The organism is Campylobacter sp. CH278, from assembly GCF_004378845.1.
Taxonomy (GTDB): domain Bacteria; phylum Campylobacterota; class Campylobacteria; order Campylobacterales; family Campylobacteraceae; genus Campylobacter_D; species Campylobacter_D jejuni.
Map to the genome: position 1 here is coordinate 18,903 of NZ_RYXZ01000007.1, position 16,752 is coordinate 35,654.

At 31.4% G+C, this 16,752-nt stretch carries 22 protein-coding genes; 4 read left to right on the forward strand and 18 right to left on the reverse strand.

Translation table 11 applies throughout. The features are described from left to right. Window position 1 precedes the first annotated feature (1 nt). Genes ELQ04_RS06525 through ELQ04_RS06540 form a run of 4 tightly spaced genes read left to right on the forward strand, consistent with a single transcriptional unit; the run spans window position 2 to window position 2,724 of the window. Complete coding sequence (locus ELQ04_RS06525; protein WP_002857335.1) at window positions 2-451, forward strand: 23S rRNA (pseudouridine(1915)-N(3))-methyltransferase RlmH; 450 nt, start codon at window positions 2-4, stop codon at window positions 449-451. Window positions 452-462: 11 nt separating this feature from the next. After that, window positions 463-825: a molecular chaperone DnaK suppressor DksA gene (dksA, locus tag ELQ04_RS06530; protein ID WP_002851949.1), complete on the forward strand. Its 363-nt coding sequence runs from the start codon at window positions 463-465 to the stop codon at window positions 823-825. Further along, window positions 815-1,801, forward strand: a complete 987-nt coding sequence (locus ELQ04_RS06535; RefSeq protein WP_134224477.1) for a hypothetical protein — start codon at window positions 815-817, stop codon at window positions 1,799-1,801. Before dksA ends, ELQ04_RS06535 begins: the two co-directional genes overlap by 11 nt. Further along, window positions 1,798-2,724: a tRNA-dihydrouridine synthase gene (locus tag ELQ04_RS06540; RefSeq protein ID WP_004316616.1), complete on the forward strand. Its 927-nt coding sequence runs from the start codon at window positions 1,798-1,800 to the stop codon at window positions 2,722-2,724. The genes ELQ04_RS06535 and ELQ04_RS06540 overlap by 4 nt, the downstream gene beginning before the upstream one ends. 24 nt (window positions 2,725-2,748) lie before the next feature. Here ELQ04_RS06540 and ELQ04_RS06545 read toward each other — a convergent pair whose 3' ends face one another. The 18 genes from ELQ04_RS06545 to atpA form a co-directional block, all read right to left on the reverse strand. After that, complete coding sequence (locus ELQ04_RS06545) at window positions 2,749-3,438, reverse strand: hypothetical protein (protein ID WP_002851870.1); 690 nt, start codon at window positions 3,436-3,438, stop codon at window positions 2,749-2,751. A 123-nt stretch (window positions 3,439-3,561) separates the two neighbouring features. Continuing rightward, window positions 3,562-3,969 carry an rRNA maturation RNase YbeY gene (gene ybeY, locus ELQ04_RS06550; protein ID WP_004316612.1) on the reverse strand — a complete coding sequence of 136 codons (408 nt, stop codon included), beginning with the start codon at window positions 3,967-3,969 and terminating at the stop codon, window positions 3,562-3,564. Continuing rightward, a complete protein-coding gene (recO, locus tag ELQ04_RS06555) occupies window positions 3,966-4,580 on the reverse strand; it encodes a recombination protein RecO (RefSeq protein ID WP_004316610.1) in 615 nt (204 codons plus the stop codon). The genes ybeY and recO overlap by 4 nt, the downstream gene beginning before the upstream one ends. Then, window positions 4,580-5,101, reverse strand: coding sequence for a cysteine hydrolase family protein (locus ELQ04_RS06560; RefSeq protein WP_044778229.1), 522 nt, complete (start codon window positions 5,099-5,101; stop codon window positions 4,580-4,582). The genes recO and ELQ04_RS06560 overlap by 1 nt, the downstream gene beginning before the upstream one ends. Continuing rightward, window positions 5,098-5,859 carry an ATP-binding protein gene (locus tag ELQ04_RS06565; protein ID WP_002873452.1) on the reverse strand — a complete coding sequence of 254 codons (762 nt, stop codon included), beginning with the start codon at window positions 5,857-5,859 and terminating at the stop codon, window positions 5,098-5,100. Before ELQ04_RS06565 ends, ELQ04_RS06560 begins: the two co-directional genes overlap by 4 nt. Then, the gene (pfs, locus tag ELQ04_RS06570) at window positions 5,856-6,545 is read right to left on the reverse strand and encodes an aminodeoxyfutalosine nucleosidase (RefSeq protein ID WP_002859787.1); all 690 of its coding nucleotides are present in this window, start codon (window positions 6,543-6,545) and stop codon (window positions 5,856-5,858) included. Before pfs ends, ELQ04_RS06565 begins: the two co-directional genes overlap by 4 nt. Further along, window positions 6,542-7,414, reverse strand: coding sequence for an ACP S-malonyltransferase (locus tag ELQ04_RS06575; RefSeq protein WP_243832549.1), 873 nt, complete (start codon window positions 7,412-7,414; stop codon window positions 6,542-6,544). Before ELQ04_RS06575 ends, pfs begins: the two co-directional genes overlap by 4 nt. A 47-nt stretch (window positions 7,415-7,461) precedes the next feature. Further along, a complete protein-coding gene (locus tag ELQ04_RS06580) occupies window positions 7,462-8,034 on the reverse strand; it encodes a peptidylprolyl isomerase (protein WP_002934149.1) in 573 nt (190 codons plus the stop codon). Window positions 8,035-8,048: 14 nt separating this feature from the next. Continuing rightward, window positions 8,049-8,996 carry a tetratricopeptide repeat protein gene (locus tag ELQ04_RS06585; protein WP_002851738.1) on the reverse strand — a complete coding sequence of 316 codons (948 nt, stop codon included), beginning with the start codon at window positions 8,994-8,996 and terminating at the stop codon, window positions 8,049-8,051. 3 nt (window positions 8,997-8,999) lie between these two features. Continuing rightward, window positions 9,000-9,497 (reverse strand): peptidoglycan-associated lipoprotein Pal, encoded by a 498-nt coding sequence (pal, locus tag ELQ04_RS06590; protein ID WP_002851617.1) that lies wholly within the window; start codon window positions 9,495-9,497, stop codon window positions 9,000-9,002. 76 nt (window positions 9,498-9,573) lie between these two features. Then, window positions 9,574-10,782 (reverse strand): Tol-Pal system protein TolB, encoded by a 1,209-nt coding sequence (tolB, locus tag ELQ04_RS06595; RefSeq protein WP_002860943.1) that lies wholly within the window; start codon window positions 10,780-10,782, stop codon window positions 9,574-9,576. Window positions 10,783-10,791: 9 nt separating this feature from the next. Beyond that, the gene (locus ELQ04_RS06600) at window positions 10,792-11,571 is read right to left on the reverse strand and encodes a TonB C-terminal domain-containing protein (protein WP_004316603.1); all 780 of its coding nucleotides are present in this window, start codon (window positions 11,569-11,571) and stop codon (window positions 10,792-10,794) included. Between the two features lie 2 nt (window positions 11,572-11,573). Continuing rightward, window positions 11,574-11,963, reverse strand: a complete 390-nt coding sequence (locus tag ELQ04_RS06605; RefSeq protein WP_002866730.1) for an ExbD/TolR family protein — start codon at window positions 11,961-11,963, stop codon at window positions 11,574-11,576. Window positions 11,964-11,971: 8 nt separating this feature from the next. Further along, window positions 11,972-12,526: a MotA/TolQ/ExbB proton channel family protein gene (locus tag ELQ04_RS06610; protein WP_004316599.1), complete on the reverse strand. Its 555-nt coding sequence runs from the start codon at window positions 12,524-12,526 to the stop codon at window positions 11,972-11,974. Beyond that, complete coding sequence (gene atpC, locus ELQ04_RS06615; RefSeq protein ID WP_002851752.1) at window positions 12,526-12,915, reverse strand: ATP synthase F1 subunit epsilon; 390 nt, start codon at window positions 12,913-12,915, stop codon at window positions 12,526-12,528. The genes ELQ04_RS06610 and atpC overlap by 1 nt, the downstream gene beginning before the upstream one ends. 3 nt (window positions 12,916-12,918) lie before the next feature. After that, window positions 12,919-14,316, reverse strand: coding sequence for a F0F1 ATP synthase subunit beta (gene atpD / locus ELQ04_RS06620; protein ID WP_002852005.1), 1,398 nt, complete (start codon window positions 14,314-14,316; stop codon window positions 12,919-12,921). Between the two features lie 24 nt (window positions 14,317-14,340). Next, window positions 14,341-15,225: an ATP synthase F1 subunit gamma gene (atpG, locus tag ELQ04_RS06625; RefSeq protein ID WP_002866727.1), complete on the reverse strand. Its 885-nt coding sequence runs from the start codon at window positions 15,223-15,225 to the stop codon at window positions 14,341-14,343. Window positions 15,226-15,233: 8 nt separating this feature from the next. Next, a complete protein-coding gene (gene atpA, locus ELQ04_RS06630; protein WP_002851836.1) occupies window positions 15,234-16,739 on the reverse strand; it encodes a F0F1 ATP synthase subunit alpha in 1,506 nt (501 codons plus the stop codon). Window positions 16,740-16,752 lie beyond the last annotated feature (13 nt).

The following is a 16,752-nucleotide window of genomic DNA, read 5'->3' on the forward strand; positions in this document are numbered from 1 at the left end:
TTTGCAAGTTAATATCTTTTGTATTCAAAAAAGTGATGAATTTAAAACTTGGAGTGAGAAATACTCTAAACTCATCTCCAAATACGCCACTTTAAAAGAAATAAATGTTTTTAATAAAAAAATAGCCTTAGCTCAAAATTTAAATGCCATAGAAGCAAAAAAAAGCTATGAAGAAGCTTTTATGCCTTATAAAAAAGGCTATTGTATCGCTCTTGATGAAAAAGGGAAAGATCTTACAAGTATAGAATTTGCAAAACTCATCCAAGATAAAAATGAATTAAGTTTTTTTATAGGCGGTGCTTATGGTTTAAGAGAAGAATTTAATCAAAGTTTGGATTTTAGACTATCATTAAGCAAACTTACTTTAGCACATCAATTTGTTAAAACCTTACTTTTAGAACAAATTTATCGTGCATTTTGCATCAACAACAATCACCCTTATCACAAATAGAAAGTTTTAAAATGAAAAAAAATGAAATACAAAATTTCAAAAATATTTTAGAAGAAAGAAAAAAAGCCATCTTAGAAAATTTGCAAAGCAATTCGAATGAAATCGAAGCTCTTCACAATAGCGTCCCAAGTGATAGTGTAGATTTTTCTGTCATAGAAACAGGCTCTCAAATTGACTTTGCTATCAGTACCAATCTCAAAGAAGAACTCATAGAAATCGAAGATTCTTTAGATAAAATCAAAAACGGCACTTATGGAATTTGCGAATCTTGCGATGATGAAATCGACTCTCAAAGACTAAAAGTCAAACCTCACGCAAGATATTGTATCACTTGCCGTCAAATTGCAGAACAAGGAAAAAAACATGAAAATTAAACTCTTCTTACTTGCAAGTTTTATTTATATAGCACTTATTTTTGCCTTTGCTTGGTATCTAGAACTAGGAAGCTATACTCTAAATATCAGCACTTATACCTTTGAATTACCTATTATGATATGGCTTGTTATTCCTTTATTTATTTATATGATTTTAGCCGTTTTACACATAACATTTTATGGATTTTTGCGTTATTTAAAATTTAAGCATTTTTTTAAAGATGCAGCTAAATTTGAATCTTATACTCAAGATTTACTCCTTGAAAAAGATCTTAAAACCACTTTTCAAACGAAAGAATTTAGAGCTGTGGCACAACTTTTTAAAACCATAAAAACACATGAAAAAATTCCACACTCAAATAAAATCAATGAAATTTTAGATCTTATTGATGGTTTAAATAAAAACGAATTTTTTAACCTTAGCAAATTTAAACTCGAAAATAACAATGTTTTATATTTGCAAAATGAAAAAAATCATCTCAAAAACGATGCAAATTATGCCTATAGCAAACTTAAAAACCTTAATGAAATCAAAGATGAATTTGAAGAAATTGCTTTTAACACTCTTATAGAAAAAGCTAGTTATGAGCAAATTAAAAATGTAAAAATCCCTAAAAAGCCTTCTGAAGTTCTCACACTTATCAAGCGTTTTAAAGAAGGAAATTTAGAACTTAGTGTAGCAGAATATGAAGTTTTACTTTCACACAACATATTAAGCGAAAAAGACTATCTTAATGCAGCAAAACTAAGTACTAAACTTTTAAATCCTGATGCTATTTTAGGAATTTTTAACAAAATTAAAAATGAAAAAAGCGAAGCTTTAAGAGCATATTTATATCTTTTGGCTGAATTTGGACTTTTAGATGAGTTAAGAGAACAAATTCACAATGATGATAAAAAATTTAATGATTTTAAAGCCTTTTTAGCCTTGCGTGAAAAAAATATCAAAATCGATCTAAATCAACTCATACAATGATAGATTTTAGCAAAAAACCCCTGTTTTTAGCCCCTATGGCAGGTTTTTCAGATCTGCCTTTTCGTAATGTAGTAAAAAAATTTGGTGCTGATATTACCATAAGTGAAATGATAAGTTCTAATGCCTTAGTTTATGAAAGTTCTAAAACTTTACATATGCTAGAAAGAGCTGAATTAGAAAATCCCTATATAGTCCAAATTGCAGGTGGGGATAAAGAAGTGCTAAAAAAAGCAGTGCAAATGCTAAATGAAATGGATTTTGTAGATGGGATCGATTTTAATTGCGGTTGCCCTGTAAATAAAGTTGTTAAACAATGTGCTGGCAGTGCTTTGCTAGAAAATTTAGAGCTTTTTAAAAATCTTGTAGGAGTGATTAAAGAAAACAATAAAAAAAGCCTTACAAGTGTGAAATTTCGACTAGGATTTAATGAAAAATATCCTGAAAAAATGGCTAAAATTTGTGAAAGCTTGGGGGTGGATTTTATAAGTATCCACGGACGCACAAGAAAACAGCTTTATAGCGGAAAAGCCGATTATGGATCCATTGCTAGTGCTAAAGCGAGCGTGAAAATTCCTGTGATTGCAAATGGCGATATTAACACACAAAACGCTAAAGAAGTTTATAAAATCACAAAATGTGATGGACTCATGATAGGGCGTGCAAGCGTAGGAAATCCTTGGGTATTTTATGAAATCAAAAGCGGTAAAAGTGTAGATGAAAAACTCAAAAAAGAAATCATACTCACTCATTTTGATGAAATGATAAAACACTACAAAGATCAAGGCGTAAGTATATTTCGCAAGCATTTACACGAGTATTCTAAAGGGCATAAAGACGCTTCAGCCTTTAGAGATACCGTTAATCGTATCGACAATGTCGAAGAAATGCGAAAAAAAATAGAAGAATTTTTTAGTTTAACTTGATTGATTTTTATAATTTAAAAAATCTTAAGCCTTAATATCTATAATTTTTGCTGAAGTGTTTTGAGAAAGAATTTTATTAAATTCCCCTGCATTATCATTGCTAAAATTCATACCAAAAAGAATTTCTAGCTCATCGCTTGTGCCAAATTTAGTTTCTAGTAGTTTTCTTAAAAGCTCATTCATTTTATTATCATCTTTGTAGGTTTCGCTTTTACTTTCTACTTGTATAGGTTTGAAAGCTTTTTTGTCTTCTTCTGAAGTTTCTTGCAGTTTTTTCTGCGATGAATCAATATTGTTAAAATCAACAAAATATTTTTTTTGAAGCTCAAGATATTTTTCTTTAAATTCATCTATACTTTTGCTTGTGTGAAAAATTTTAACATAAGCTTCATCATAACTCACGCCATCAATATGCATCCAACGAGGGTGTTTAGCATTTTCATCCATCCATTGAAATAAATTTTTAACTTCTGATTCTGGTAATTCATTGTTTCTAAGCTTATCTTCTATTGAACCCTCGACTAATTCTATTTTATCGCTGAATTTTTTAGAAATCTTATACAAATCTATCAAATCATTACCTAATTCTTCTCTTTGTTTTTTTGTAAGCTCGGGATTTCCATTTTCAATACTTTCATCTCTTATTTTGGTAAGTGTTTGCAAAGGATTGTTTCCAAAATATCTATTAAAAGAGCTTAGAGGAAATACTATCATCTTTATCACCTTGGAATAAATTTTATTCTAAAGTAAATCGGCAAAAATGATTTTTTTTAATATTTTTACTCATATATTTAAAATATAAAGCGCAAGTCTTCTAGCCCTTGAAAAAAATCTTACTTAATCTTCCAAAGTCCTTACAATCAAACTTTTAGGTAAATTAAAATGCTCTATAAGTTCTTTCTCTTTTTCTCTCATTTCTCCATTATCATTTTCATGATCAAAGCCTAACAAATGAAGTATAGCATGGATAAAAAGCAAGCTTATTTCTTCTTCATAGCTATGCCCTAACTCTTTAGCCTTTTCTTTTGCCAAATCCACATTGATCACAACAGAACCCAAAGGCAAACTCTCATCGATATTTTCAAGCGGAAAAGAAAGTACATCAGTAGTTTTATCTTGTTTTCTTTGCTCTAAGTTAATTTCTTGCATTTCTTTACTATCCACAAAGACAAGCTCCACATCTTTAGGACTTAAAAAACTTGCTATAGATTCTAAAAAATCACATTTTTCATCACTTAATATCATAAACCTTCCTTAATCAAATGATATAAATTTTCTATTTCTTCATCATCAAAAATCGCACAATTTTTACTGCTATAAAATTGTTTTAGTTTTTTCTCTTCAAACTCGAATCCTAAAGCACATTGAGGATGCGAAGGTAAAAAAGCCCTTAGCAGTGTAATGGAATTTTGGATTTTCTCATCACAGGCAAAACAAAAAAAATCCTTATGCAATCTTCCTTCAAATTCCAAAATTTTTAAATAAGCATCAACAATAACACGCTTTGGATTTTGTTTTTCAAACCTTTTCACACACTCATCAAGTAAATCAAAATAAAAACCATCAAGCTCTTCCACATCTTTTAAATGCCTATATAAAAGACGGATAAACTCTTGCCAAATCAGCATTTTTTCACGATCCATAATCCATACAAAACCCAAATGCAAAACATCTTTAAGTCTTGGCAAAAAGCTGGGATTTTCATCTAAAGCAAAGTCGATTTTATAGCCGCTTAAAATACTAGAATGTCTAAGTCCATAAAAACGATAAGCCTTGATAAGCATTTTAGGACTTAAAATATAAACGATCAAATCCTCATCTTTAACTTTTTGAGTATGAAGTATAAAACCTTGCATTAAACAATTTCAATACCATAAGCCCTAAGTATATCAAAAGCGGATTTTTCTAAATTTTCATCAAAACTTGCACTTAAATTTTGGTGTAAAATTATCCTTGCATTAGGCTTAGCACCAAAAGCTAAAATGATATTACAAAACACACAAATATGAGAAACAAGCCCTGCAAAATGAAGTTCTTCATAATCACTTTTTTGTATGAAATTAGCTAATTCTAAGCTACCAAAAGTATTTTTATAAAAAATTTTATGAGCTTTTTGTAAAAAAGGTTCAAATTCCTTTGGCATTTGCCAACCCAAACTCTCTTTAATACAATGTTTTACAGGTAAATTTAAACCTTCTTTACTTTGTAGATAATACTCATCATGCGTATCATAGGTTAAAAGCAAATGCGTGTTATTAAAATCGATTTGATTTAAGACTTTAAGAATATTTTCTTTGATTTTTAAAGCCTTATCAAAACCTAAACTTCCATCAATAAAATCATTTTGATAATCCACTAAAACAAAAGCTTTTTTCATATTTTTGTCCTTTCTAGCCAAAAACTTTCTGTGTGTAAATTTGTAAAAGCAGTTTTTAAGCTTGTAAAAAGCTTAGGATGATCTTTTTCTAAATTTGCTAAAAGCTGTTTAGCTTCTTCTCTAGCGTGTGGAAATTTCACATTTTTTTCGCTGAGTTTCATACCAGGACAAAATTCATTTCCTATCACGCTAAGTTCATTTTGCGTAGCATTATCCCTAAGCTGTCTTTCTCGCACAAAAATCAAAGGGCGTATCACAGTTATACCGCGTTTGCTTTGATAAATAGGCGCTAAGGTTCTTAAAGCTCCATTATGAATAAAATTCATAAAAAAGCTTTCTGCTGCATCATCTAAATGATGAGCTATAGCAAGCTTGTTAAAACCTTTTTCAAGAGCGTAAGTATATAAAGCTCCACGACGCATTCTCGAAAAATAACTACAAAAACTTGAATTTTCTCTTATGGTATCGCCTGAAACTTCATAAATATTTGAATCAAGCACGCTATGTTTAATGCCGTGTTCTTCACAATGTGCATGAAGATGAGAATAATCCTCGCCCATACCATAACTCAAAGTTACCGCTTCAAGTTCAAATTTAAAAGGAGCGTGAGCTTGCATACGATTTAAAAGATGGGCTAAAGCCAAAGAATCTTTCCCGCCACTAAGCCCTAAAAGAACCCTATCTCCATCTTTAATAAGTCCAAATTTAGCATTAGCTTGTGCAACTTGGCGTATGAGTTTTTTGCTAAGATTTATCATAATTTCTCGCACATTTTAAGCACAAAATTGGCTGAAATTTTAGCTGAATTGATCACAAACTCATCAAAATCAAATTCAGCCTTTTCCCCTGCTTTATCACTCATAGCTCTTAAGATAAAACAAGGCACCTTTAAAGCATCACAAACCAAAGCCACGCTTGCGCCTTCCATTTCACAAGCATCCGCATTGAAAATTTCTCTAATTTTTGCTTTTTTTGCTTCATCACAAATAAACTCATCACCCGTTGCAATAATGCCTGCACGCAGTTTGATATTTAATTCCTTAGCAACTTCTAAAGCAAGATTGTTTAATTTCTCATCGGTTTTGATAAAAATTTCATTACCTGGAACAAAACCCAAAGGATGTCCAAAAGCAGTAATATCAAGATCGTATTGAGCTAATTTTGTTGCATAAAGCAAATCGCCAATTTCAAGTTCAGGATTAAAAGCACCTGCAACTCCTGTAAAAAGCAAAGCTTGTGCGCCAAATTTTTCTATCATCACACTAGCACTAAGAGTAGAATTTACCTTGCCAATTTTAGAATACGCTAAAACAAGTTCATGATTTTTATACTTTGCAAAATAATAAGTATTGTTAGCGTGTTCTATTTTCGTATAGTCTTTAAGTGTTTCAAGTAAAGGAGTGATTTCTTCACTCATAGCTCCTAAAATTGCTATTTTCATCATATAACCTTTAAAAATTCATCAATATCATTCATATTTGTTAAAGCATAAGTTTCTTTTGAAGTGATTTTTTTATTCAAACCCTTAAGCACACTTGCGCCAAATTCTATGAAATAATCTACTTCATTTTCACATACCTTAATGCTTTGTTTATAAAGCACAGGAGAGATAAGTTGTGCTTTTAAAAGTTCAAGGGCTTCTTCTTTGCTTGTATAAATTTTGGCATTTGCATTAGAAATTACGGCTTTAAAATTTGGTTTTAACACCTTTTCAAGCTCCACACAAAGCTTAGCTGAAGCATTTTCCAAAAGAGGACAATGACTTGCCACGCTCATATTTAAAAGCATAGCTCTTTTAGCTCCTGCTTCTTTAAATACACTTTCATAACTTGCTAAATCAGGTTTTAAACCTGCTACAACGATTTGTCCATCGCAGTTATAATTTGCAGCGAAAATTTGCTTGTTTTCTTTTTGTGCTTTTTGACAAAGCTCTTCAACCTTTTCATCATCAAGCCCCAAAACCACCATCATACCTGCTTCAACTTTTGCACAATCTTCTTGCATAAAAAGCCCTCTTTTATTGACCAAAGAAAGAGCCTCTAAAAAATCAAAAGCACCATTGACAGCTAAGGCTGAAAATTCTCCCAAAGAATGCCCTAAAGCAAATTTCGAACTTAAATCAGGTTTTTTTTCAAGTAAAACACTATAAGTCATTAAGGAATTTAAAACGATGGCGGGTTGAGTAAATTCACTTTGATTGAGTTTTTCGTTTTCTTCAAAAAGCAAATGTTTAAAATCAATCTTACAAAAATCACTTGCGTTTTGAAGGAGTTCTTTGGCTTTTATAGAGTTTTCATAAAAATCTTTTCCCATGCCAAGACTTTGTGAGCCTTGACCTGGAAATATAAACGCAGCATTCATTAATGACAACCGCAACCGCCGCCACCGCCACAGCAACCGCCGCCACCGTGTCCGTGTCCGTGATGATGATCGTGCCCATGTCCGCTTCCACAACCACAACTATGACTTCCTGCGATAATACCTGTAAGAATTTCATCTTCACTTGCAGCTCTAGCATCTACGATATTTAAAGAAAAAAGCAAATCACGACCCGCATAAGGATGATTATAATCAATTGTGACATCATTTTCGCCAATCTCTTTTACAGTTACACGAACGGTTTCGCCATTTTCACCTTCGCCAAAAAGCTCCATACCTACTTTTAAATCAATACCTGCAAATTGCTCTTTTGGTAAAGTTTGAACGGCATTTTCATCGTATTCGCCTAAACCTTTTTCTTTTTTAATTACCACATCAGCATTGCTAGGACAATCAAGCTTCATCACTTCTTCTTCTAAGCTTTCTAAAATCTGACCTTTGCCCAAAATAAAAGAAATAGGTTGAGAATATAAATTTGATTCTAAAACTTCATTTGTATTTGCGTCTTTTAACTCATAAAACATTGAAACTACACTATTTTTTTCTATAGCCATTTTATCTCCTTAATTTATTTTCTATTAGGTGAAGCTTTTGCTTCGGGTGAATTTGGATAATTAGTTTTTAAAGCTTTATAAAAACCATTTGCTGTTTTTGTATCACCTGTTTTATCCAATGAAATGGCAGTATGATATAAAAGTTTTGGGAAATAATCCCCTTTTGTACTCAAAGAAGAACTTTTTTTATAATAAACAATAGCATTGTTATAATTTTTTTGTTTATACTCGATCTCCCCTAACCAAAAATTTGCTCTTGCAGGTTTATACTGCTTTGTTATGAGAAAATTTAATTTTGCTTTGGAATCTTCAAAAGCATTTTTATCAACATCTTTTATCGCTAATTCTAAAATTTCATTATTTTTTTTCTTTTTCCAAGATTCATCAATTTGTTTTGCTTTATCATCTTGGGTATTTTGAGTATTATTGTTTTCAATGGTACTATTTGAATCTGTAGTTGAAACAACAACACTAGGTGTAATAGTTTTAACGCTTAAATTTGCATCATTTAATTCGTTTTTAGAAACATAATTTGCATTAATGGCATCTACTAAAGAACTAAGTTCGGCTAAAACTTTTTTTACTTGCTTATTATTAGCTTCTTGAATTTTTCTACTTTCTTCAACATAAGCCTTTAATTTTTGAATTTCACTAGTAAAATTATTTTCAATATTTTGATTATTCTCTTCAACTTGACTTAATCTAGAATTTGATTTAGCATATTGAGAATTTATACCTTCTAAAGTGCTTTGTAAACCCTCGATTCTTTCGTTAATTTCATTAATTCTAGCATTTGTTTGTATATTTTCATTATTTAAATTATCTAACTTTTCTTTAAATAATTTTTCATTTGAAGTTAAACCATAAGAAGAATTGCTTGTTATATCTCCTGCACCAAAAGCTGAACTTTCTGCATAAAGTAAAGTAGCTCCAAGAAGAGCTACTGTGAATATTTTTTTCATTAATTATCTTGATAATTTAAATTCAGCACGTCTGTTTTGCGCATCGCAAGCTTTAGTTTTTTCAGTGCACACAGGATTTGTTTCTCCATAGCTTTTAACAGCAATTCTATCAGCATTTACACCTTTGGCGATTAAAGCTTCTTTTACAGCTTTTGCTCTTTTTAAACCTAGAGCTTGGTTATATTCATCAGTTCCCCACTCATCGCAGTTTCCTTCAACAGTAATACTTACACCGCTTACTTCAGTGTTAAAGATATTAGCATTTGTGCTTACAACATTTTGCATATCAGGACGAATGTTGAATTTATCAAAATCAAAATATACTTTATTTAAAGTATCATTAAGTTGAGAAATTTTTGAATCAATATCCCAACCATCACTTCCACCTGAACCACGATTTGAATCAACACTACTATCACCGCTTACGCTAGTGCTTTTTGTGCTACAACCACTAATAACAACTGCAAGAGCTGCAATTGAAGTAAAAAGAATTTTTTTCATTTACGACCTTTCAAAGTTAATAAATTCTTACTATTATATCTAATTTTTAATTAATTTTAACCTAAAATTGAAATTTTTACCAATCAATTGATTGAATTTTTCCAACCCTAAGAGGAAAATAAAAAGTCTTATTTGCATTTACACGAATAACACCTAAAGCACTTTGCGCACCTAAATATTTGATAAATACTATACTTCCACCGTCACTAGAAAATCTTGGAAATAAATTTTTTCCATTTGCTGTAAGTTGACGAATATAATCACTATTAATTGACATCAAATAAATATTAAAAACACCTGCTTGATTTGGTTCACGACTTGAATAAACCAAAAAATCTTTATAAGTCGAAACAGCCGAATTGTTTCTACCATGAAAAACAACTTGTTCAGCACTATTACTATTTAAATCTTGCATAAAAATATTAGGATATCCCAAACGATCGCTTACAAATACCACTTTACTATCATCTGAGCCAATAAAATTTCCATTAACATCAATACCAGAATAATTAGTTAATTGTGTTAGATTTTTGGTATTTAAGTCATATAAATAAACATCAGGCTGATCTTTTGGAGCCATGGTAACAAGTAGTTTACTTCCATCTACACTCACATCACTTGCTACAACCATACCGCCGCTTGATAAAATTTTACTAGCTTTATTGGTATTTAAATCATAACGGTATAAAGTTGGCTTATCATGATCATAAGCTGTATAATAAAATAGAGTTTGTTCTTTATTTCCCCATTTTGGAAATAAATTAAGCCCACCATCAACAATAACTTTTTGATAAGTTAAAGTATAATCAGCCATAATAATTTGACTTTTTTTAGAGCTAGAATTTCTCGCGATCAAAATTTTATGATCCATCCAATCAACAGGTGCAAGTCCTAACGCATTTACAGAAGCTTTGACGCTTTTATGTGCCAAAAATGGATATTGCTCTAAACCATTTAAAGTATAAGTTTGCTCTGACTTATCAGAACCGCCAGCTTTTATTTTTACATTTAAACTCAAAGTGTTACCATTTTTATTTAAAGCGTATTCAAAAGTATAATTACTTGTCTCAGTTGCATTAGCAACAACTTCAAAGTTTGAACTTACTTTCAAATCGTTCACAATGATATTATAAAAGCTTTTCTTTAAATTCTCATCACTTAAATTTGAATTATCTTTAACGATAATCTTTGGTAAAACTACACCAGAATTAACAACATCAATCACTGGATCTTCTGCCCAAAGACTTCCTAAAAAGACTAAAAAAATTGCTACAATTTTTTTCATTTTGTTCTCCTAATCATTTTTAACTTTTGCTTCATCTCTTAAATTCATGGTAATGCTTATATTTTTATTTTGCGGAGGATAAGTAATAAATTTACCTTTTTGACTTTCTAAAAATTCAGCCACTTTAGCATCATATAAAGGATTCCCACTTTTTTCAACTGAAGTATAGCCAAATTTTCCATTTTCATCAATAAAAATTTTTACCTTAACAGAAATTTTTTCACTATTTGGATAATACTGAGTCCATCTTTGAGTGATAATACGCACAACTTTCCCTAAAAATTCATCATAAATTCCAATCTTTTGCGCCTTTGTGCTTTCTCCTTGCGTTGAACTTTCTTCTTGAAGTAAACTATCATTAAGTTGTTTTACAAGTTCGGAAGCTTGAGGTTTTGGGGCGCTAGAAGCTCCTGATTTAGCACTTGATTGAATTTTTGTAGTCTTTTCTTCTTGTATTTCTTTGATATTTCCAAAAAGCTCATTAAAATTACTTGCCTTTTGGTCAATATCTTCTGTTTTGACTGTTTTATTTGTAGTCTGAGCAAAAAGCTTTTCTATATCAACTTGCTCTGTTGGTTTTTGTATTTTTTTAGGAGTGTTGCTTTGAGTAATAACTTGTTTTGATGGTTCAGCAAGTTCAATATCTACAAAACTATCTTTTATATCGGTATATTGTATAGCAGGTTCAACCTCGCTTACAAGTCTAAAAAAAACAAGAATTACTATACTAATATATATTGCTAAAGCAAGTAAAAACGAATTTAAATTACTCAAACCATAATTTTTCATGATTATTCAGTCTGTAAAGCAACTTTATTAAATCCTAAATTTTTTACACTTCTTAAGACTGAAATAACATCGTCATATTTTAAGCTTTTATCAGCGCGTATAAAAACCGGATCTTCGGTATTAAATTGTGCTTTTCTTTGAGCAAGATTGTCAGCAAAACTTATAAAATCGTATTTTTCTTGATTTAAAAAAATTTCTTTTTTTGCATTAATACTAATAATTAAACTCTTAACAGTTGGAGCGCTAGTATTTTTTTGACTACCTTGTGGAAGATTAATTTTTTCTTCATAAGTAATGCTTGGAGCTGTTACCATTAAAATCGCAAGCAATACAAGCATAATATCTACTAAAGGTGTGATATTAAGTTCAGGTTTTTCATCATCAAATGGCATTTTTAACCTTATTTACTCGAACTTATAACTTTAATCTCGCTATCAATAATGCTTAAAAGTTCAAAAGCTTTTCTTTTAATGATGAGATGAAATGTATAAGCAGGAATTGCTACTAAAATACCACAACCTGTAGCAACTAAAGCCTCGCTGATTTTAGGAGCTATGATACTTAAAGAATTTTGAGTTCCAAGCCCACCAAAAGTTTCAAGTATAGAAATAACCGTCCCAAAAAGACCTATAAAAGGTGAAGTTGAAGCAATAATACTAAGCCAAGTAAGTCCAGCAGAAGCGCGGCGACTTGCTAAATTTTTATAGATTTCTAAATGATTTGAAGTTGTATCATTGCATTTTCTTAAAATCGAATCAGTACGACTTAAATCCTTCTCACCCAAGAGCAAAGTTTCTAAACTTTCTTTTTCCTTATTTCTCCATGTAGCCAAATAAGTCAATCTAGCAAACAAAATACTAAATGCTAAAATAAAATATAAAGAAAGCCATAATAAAACTATATAAGTAATAATACTTGAACCATTGAAAAAATGAAATATAGCTTCAAAATTCATTAATGCATCCTTGCATTATCAAGTTTTGAAAAAGTTGCTGCTAAAGCTGCATTATCAGAACTCATAGATTTAATCAAATCTTTTGCTTGAGCAAGATTTTTTTCAATCTCACTTTCATCACTTCCACAAACCCAAACCGCACCCTTTGCTAACACGCAAATCTTATCTTCATCTACCTTTGCATGTCCAGCATCAATAGCAATTAATTCATGGTTTAAATCAGCTTTTTCAATATCAATTACTCCAGATTTTAAAGAAGAAACCAAAGCAGCATGTCCTTTAAGCACGCCAAATTCTCCTTCACTACCCGGTAAAGTAACAGATTTTACTTCTCCTTGATAGATTACACCCAAAGGCGTAACTATCTCGAAATTAATCAAATCGTTCATAAATTAACCTTTTAATTTATCCGCTTTTGCAATAGCTTCATCTATATTTCCAACCATATAGAAAGCATTTTCTGGTAAATGATCATATTTACCTTCTAAAATTCCCTTAAATCCTGCTATTGTATCTTCAAGGCTTATATATTTTCCTGGGCTACCTGTGAAAACTTCTGCAACGAAAAATGGTTGTGATAAGAATTTTTCAATCTTTCTTGCTCTTTCAACTACAAGTTTATCCTCTTCGCTAAGCTCATCCATACCTAAAATGGCGATGATATCTTGTAAATCTTTGTATTTTTGAAGCACTGATTGAACACCACGAGCAACTTTATAATGTTCTTCTCCAATGATATTTGGGTCAAGCATTCTTGAAGTTGAGTCAAGTGGGTCAACTGCAGGATAAATACCCTTTTCAGCAATAGCTCTATTTAAAACCGTTGTAGCATCTAAGTGAGCAAAAACAGTTGCTGGAGCTGGGTCGGTTAAGTCATCAGCTGGAACGTAAACAGCTTGAACTGAAGTGATTGAGCCTTTTTTAGTTGAAGTAATTCTTTCTTGGAATTTACCCATTTCACTTGCTAAGGTTGGTTGATAACCCACAGCTGATGGAATTCTTCCTAAAAGTGCTGACATTTCAGAACCTGATTGTGAAAATCTAAAGATATTATCAATAAACATAAGCACATCAAGACCCATTTCATCTCTAAAATACTCAGCCATTGTTAAACCTGTTAAAGCAATACGATTTCTTGCCCCTGGTGGTTCATTCATTTGTCCATAACATAGAGCAACTTTGTCTAAAACATTGCTTTCTTTCATTTCATTATAAAGGTCATTTCCTTCACGAGTTCTCTCACCTACGCCTGCAAATACAGAATAGCCACTATGCTTAAATGCAACATTGTGAATAAGCTCCATAATAATAACAGTTTTACCAACACCTGCACCACCAAAAAGACCTACTTTACCACCTTTTGCATAAGGAGCAAGTAAATCTACAACTTTAATCCCTGTTTCAAAAATCTCACTTTTTGTGCTTTGATCTTCAAAAGCTGGTGGATCTCTATGAATTGCCCATTTTTTATCAAAAGAAATTTCTTCACCTTCATCGATCAAATCTCCAGTAACATTGAAAATTCTTCCTAAAACTTTCTCACCAACAGGAACACTGATAGGAGCACCTAAAGCCTCAGCTTTTAAGCCCCTTACCAAACCATCTGTCATATCCATAGCAATAGTTCTAACTCTATTATCTCCTAAATGAGCTGCTACTTCTAAAACAAGTTTATGTTTTTTTCCTTCGCTTTCAAAATTTACAACAATTGCTTCATTAATTTGAGGTAAATAGTCGTTAAAATCTACATCAACAACCGGACCTAATACCTGTGAAATAAATCCTTGCATTATTTATCTTCTCCTTAAAATTTACTATTTCATTGATTCAACACCACTGATAATTTCTATAAGCTCAGTGGTAATAGATTCTTGTCTTGCTTTATTATAAGCTAAATTTAGTTGTTTCACTCTTGCCTTTGCGTTATTAGTTGCATTATCCATAGCTTGCATTCTTGCACTATGCTCTGCCGCCAAAGAATCGATTAATGCATAATACATATTATACTCGAAATATGTTTTCATTAAATCTTCTAAAAGCTCAGTTCCTTCTGGTTCAAGCTCTAAAAGAGAATTATGAGTCTGTTCAATACTCTTTGGTTCAACTGGAATAAGATGATTAATTTTAAGTTCTTGGGTAATCATATTTTTATAACCATTATGAACTAAAATCACTTCATCTGTATTTCCATTTAAAAAATCATCTACAGCAGCATGAATTACTTCACATGCTTTCTCATAGTCAGGACTAGAACTAAGATGGAAATATTTCTCTAACAATTCTATTTTTTGAAAATTAAAATATTCAATCCCAGTTTTACCTATAGCTCTAAGACGAATATTAATATTTTTTGCTTCATATTCTTTTAGCATTTCACTTACTGCTTTTAAAGTCTTAATATTAAAACCACCGCATAAGCCTTTATCTGCAGTGATAAATATTAAATCTACAGTTTTAATTTGTTCTTTTTTATGAAACAAAGATAAACGCACATCATCTTCATTGTGAACAATTTTATTGATCTGAAATGAAATTTCACTTAAAATTTCATCGATTTTTTGCGCATAAATTTTTGATCTTTTAGCTGCTTCTTCTGCTTTTTTTAACTTAGCAGTAGAAACTAACTTCATAGCATTTGTAGTCTTTTGAGTGTTATGAACACTTTTAATTTTTCTTTTAATTTCTTTTAAATTAGACATAAAAGACCTTATAAATGATTTGCTTTAAACTCATTAATGGCTTTAGCTAGTTTTTCTTCCAAATCAGAATCTAAAGCTTTTTTAGAGCGAATTTGCTCAAAAATATCTGGATGTTTGGCCTCAATAAAAGGATAAATTCCATCTTCAAATTCTTTAATTCTAGAAACAGCAATATCATCTAAGAAACCTTTGGTTCCTGCAAAAATTAAAACTACTTGTTTTTCAACGCTAAGCGGAGAATAAGGTGGTTGTTTTAAGAGTTCAACCATTCTTTGTCCACGTTCAAGTTGTTTTCTACTTGCCTCATCTAAATCACTAGCAAATTGTGCAAAAGCTTGGAGCTCTCTATATTGAGCAAGGTCAAGTCTTAATGTGCCTGAAACTTGTTTTGTAGCTTTAATTTGAGCAGCCCCACCTACACGAGATACTGATAAACCAACATTAATTGCAGGACGAATTCCTGAATTAAATAAATCAGTTTCTAAGAAAATTTGTCCATCTGTAATTGAAATAACATTAGTTGGAATATAAGCAGAAACATCTCCTGCTTGTGTTTCAATTATCGGCAATGCCGTCAAAGAACCAGCACCTAATTCATCATTTAGCTTGCTTGCTCTTTCAAGCAATCTTGAATGAAGGTAAAAAACATCGCCTGGATAAGCTTCACGACCTGGAGGACGACGTAAAATCAAAGACATTTCGCGATAAGCTACAGCATGCTTGCTCAAATCATCATAAACAATTAAAGCATGTTTTGCGTTGTCTCTAAAAAATTCACCCATGGTTACACCAGTATATGGAGCTAAGTACTGTAAAGCCGCAGGATCTGAAGCACCGGCATTTACAACAATAGTATATTCCATAGCACCATGTTCTTCTAGTCTTTTAACCACTTGTGCCACTGTACTTTGCTTTTGACCAATTGCAACATATATACAGATAACTCCTTGGCCTCTTTGAGATATAATAGTATCAACAGCAACAGTAGTTTTACCTGTTTGTCTATCACCTATGATAAGCTCTCTTTGACCACGACCAATTGGCACAAGCGCATCAATAGCTTTAATTCCTGTATGTAAAGGCTCATGAACACTTTTTCTCGCCATAATACCTTTTGCTTTTTCTTCAACAAAACGATATTCATTAGCATTGATCACACCTTTAGCATCAATTGGCTCACCTAAAGCATTTACAACACGGCCAATCAAAGCCTCACCTACTGGAACTTTAAGTAATTTCTTAAGTCTTTTTACAGAAGCACCTTCTTTTAAACCTTCTCCTTTTCCAAGTATAACAATACCTACACTCGACTCTTCAAGGTTTAAGGCCATTCCTTTATCACCATTTTCAAATTCTACCATTTCTCCAGCCATAATATTCTTAAGTCCATATACCTTAGCAACACCATCAGCTACAGAAATAATCTTTCCTGTTTCTTCAATTTCAAGATTTAAATCAAAATTTTCAATTCTTTCTTTGATTATTGAACTGATCTCATCAGCTTTAAATTTCATTTACTTTTTCTCC